This window comes from Accumulibacter sp. (assembly GCF_031732815.1).
Lineage (GTDB): Bacteria > Pseudomonadota > Gammaproteobacteria > Burkholderiales > Rhodocyclaceae > Accumulibacter.
On record NZ_JAVMKF010000206.1, the window covers coordinates 1 to 2,617 of the forward strand.

The window sequence follows — 2,617 nt, forward strand, 5'->3', positions numbered from 1 at the left end:
TTCTTCCCAGGGGCGGGAAAGCGGAATCTCGCCGGTGGCAAACGGAAAGGCAGGGCGGTAGCGCTCATGCCCGGGCCAACCGTTCTCGGCCGTGTGGTAGTTCGTATTGCGTGCCTTGCGGCGAACGAACTCGTCGACAACGAATTCCGCAACGGCCTGCATTTCGCGCTCATCGATGACGGTTGCGAAGGATTTCATGGCTGTCCCCGGGCGTCCATCGCGCAGGGTTTGCAGAACGAGGTCGCGCGTCAGCCGGGCCGGGTCGGCGCGCGTGAAGTCGGTCGGCTTGGGTGCCAGATAGGTGGACGCCAGTGTCTTGGCATCCCCGGAGTAGCCGTGGCAGAAATAGCAACGGAAGTTATAGACGGCACGTCCATCTACCGGGGTCGATGCCGTTGCCGCCGGGGCCCAGAGCGACGCCGCAGCGACGGCCACCGTCGCTGCGAGGGTACGAACGATCAATTACTTGTCCTTGGTGGCGGTTCCGGCCCGGCTTGCGGCCGGACGCACGAAGCGGGTAAACACGAATTCGCTCACGTCTACCATTTCCTGCTCGGTGAGCACCTTGTTCCAGGCGGGCATCTCGGTCCCGAGACGGCCTTCTGCCACCGCAGTGTACAACGCCGGGCGGTTGAAGGTGCTGCGGAACCCCGGGTCCAGGAAATTGCGGGGCTTCGGACGTATGAAGTAGGCGCGTGGTCCCTTGCCGTCTCCGTTTTCACCGTGGCAGGTGGCGCAGGTCGCCATGTAGAGCTTGCGTCCCGCGGTGACGTTCGGCTTCAGGGTGCTCTGGAAAGGCTGCGACATGCCGTCATCGCGGTTTGCAGCGCCACGACGGCCTGCATGGGCGTCGGTCCCGGAAATGCCACGAGTTTCGGGAACCATGAGCGCGGCACGGATGTAGTCGACGATGGCGCCGATGTCATCCGCCTGCAGTCGCCCACCGAAAGCCGCCATGCTGGTGTTGGGGCGGCCATGCGTGACGGACTGGATCATCCGTTCGCGGGTCAGTTCCGCGCGCGACTGCGGTGAGGAAAAATCGCGCGGCGGGACGACGCCGGTCGCGATAGGCGCCCCCTGGCCACGGTCGCCATGACAGGCGACGCAATTATGCGCATACAGCGAACGCCCTTTCTGTAGTCGTGGATCCAGCGCGACGACCATGAAGGTCGAACGGATGTAGTCGACGACCGCTTCGATTTCCTTCGCGTTGAGCTGGGTGGTCCACCCCGTCATCGCGGTGCCTTCCTTGCCGTGCGTCACGATCGTGATCATCGTCGAGCGGGTCAGTTCGGCGGCCTTGGTGAAGTCACGCGGCGGCGGTACGAGACTGCCCTTGGCACGGCTGTTACCGTCGCCCCGGTCGCCGTGGCAGACCGAACAGTAGTTGTGATAGATCACCTCGGGCTTGATCGGTCCGCCTTTCAGCGGACGCTCGCCGGCGGTGGCGAGTGATCCGCCGGCCACGGCAAGCAGGGCGAGCAGGACGCATCGAGCACGGTGCGCGGAGCGGAGTAGCGACATTCTTTTCTTCCTTGCCGTCAATGGACGGTGTTGTGAACCCGACAGGGCTTCAGCAAGAACCGGGCCACGTTTCCCGATAACGGGAAGTGGCACGAGAGTTGCATGGGTGTCGACGGATTTTTGCGTGCCGATACCGCGCCTGCGTGATTCCCACAGGAACCGGACTTGCCGCTGACAGGTGAACATCGGATTGGGCTTAGGACAACATGATCGAGAAGTTCGCCAGGTGGTTCTGCGTCACTGTTGCAGCTGCGTTCTCCGCAGTGGCGGGAAGCGTCTGGGCGGCCGATGCTTCCGAAGGTCGGCGGATCTATGTCGAAGTCTGTGCCGCATGTCACACCAACGGCGTCGTGGGTGCGCCCCGCTACGGTGTCCGCAGTGACTGGGAACCGCGGGTGTTGCGAGGGCGCAAGGAATTGATGGTATCCGTGCTCAAGGGCCGTGGCGCGATGCCGCCCAAGGGAGGCAACGCTTCCGTGACTGATGCGCAGGCTGCTGCGGCAACCGACTATATCCTTGCCGGTGTGCGCTAGATGGATGGGTGTTTCATTAATTAGTTTTGGCTGCCGGGGTGCGTGTTGGCCTCTCCCCCTGAATTACCCGGCAGTCTTTTGGCGCCGCGGCCCGGAAACGGGTCGCGGCGATTTTTCCCGTTTTCGGGAGGAATGTTTGATTTTCGCGGACGCAATGCTTGAAGCGCCTCCATGAGCGAGACCCAAGGAACAAGAACAAGAATGATGCGCTGGCTGACTGGATTCGCAATTCTCTTCCTTGCAGAGGGGGCCGTGTCCGATATCCGGCAGACGCCGCACAGCCTCGCTCGCGGAGGGGCCATGAAGGATGCCATGGAAGTGTGCGTGTTCTGCCATACCCCTTCGCTCAACCTGCCTGACGGCGAGGCTCGCCGGGTCGTGCCGGCATGGCAGCATGCACTGTCCGGCGACCACATCTTTGCGATGTTCGACGATATCGGTCGGGCGCAATATGCCGACAAGCCGGCAGTCGGTTCGCAATCGATCGCCTGTCTGTCCTGTCACGATTCGAACCAGGCATTTTCCGTGACGAACTATTCCTTCGATCATCCCTTCGGAAT

At 62.5% G+C, this 2,617-nt stretch carries 3 protein-coding genes and 1 pseudogene; 2 read left to right on the top strand and 2 right to left on the bottom strand.

Annotated elements, in window-relative coordinates:
• Both RKP46_RS13105 and RKP46_RS13110 read right to left on the bottom strand, forming a co-directional pair.
• Positions 1 to 462 (bottom strand): cytochrome c (locus RKP46_RS13105; protein WP_311107046.1); only part of this gene is annotated, 462 nt, incomplete at its 3' end.
• Positions 463 to 1,524 carry a c-type cytochrome gene (locus tag RKP46_RS13110; RefSeq protein WP_311107047.1) on the bottom strand — a complete coding sequence of 354 codons (1,062 nt, stop codon included), beginning with the start codon at positions 1,522 to 1,524 and terminating at the stop codon, positions 463 to 465.
• 206 nt (positions 1,525 to 1,730) lie between these two features.
• Between RKP46_RS13110 and RKP46_RS13115 the strand changes: the two genes are divergently transcribed.
• Together RKP46_RS13115 and RKP46_RS13120 are read left to right on the top strand one after the other, a co-directional pair.
• Positions 1,731 to 2,057, top strand: a complete 327-nt coding sequence (locus tag RKP46_RS13115; RefSeq protein ID WP_311107048.1) for a c-type cytochrome — start codon at positions 1,731 to 1,733, stop codon at positions 2,055 to 2,057.
• Positions 2,058 to 2,228: 171 nt separating this feature from the next.
• Positions 2,229 to 2,617 (top strand): annotated as a pseudogene (locus RKP46_RS13120) (hypothetical protein); the annotation flags it as partial.

Bases quoted from the DNA above. Each gene is read 5' to 3' on its own strand.
- RKP46_RS13110 (WP_311107047.1), bottom strand. From the start codon at position 1,524: ATGTCGCTACTCCGCTCCGCGCACCGTGCTCGATGCGTCCTGCTCGCC.
- RKP46_RS13115 (WP_311107048.1), top strand. From the start codon at position 1,731: ATGATCGAGAAGTTCGCCAGGTGGTTCTGCGTCACTGTTGCAGCTGCG.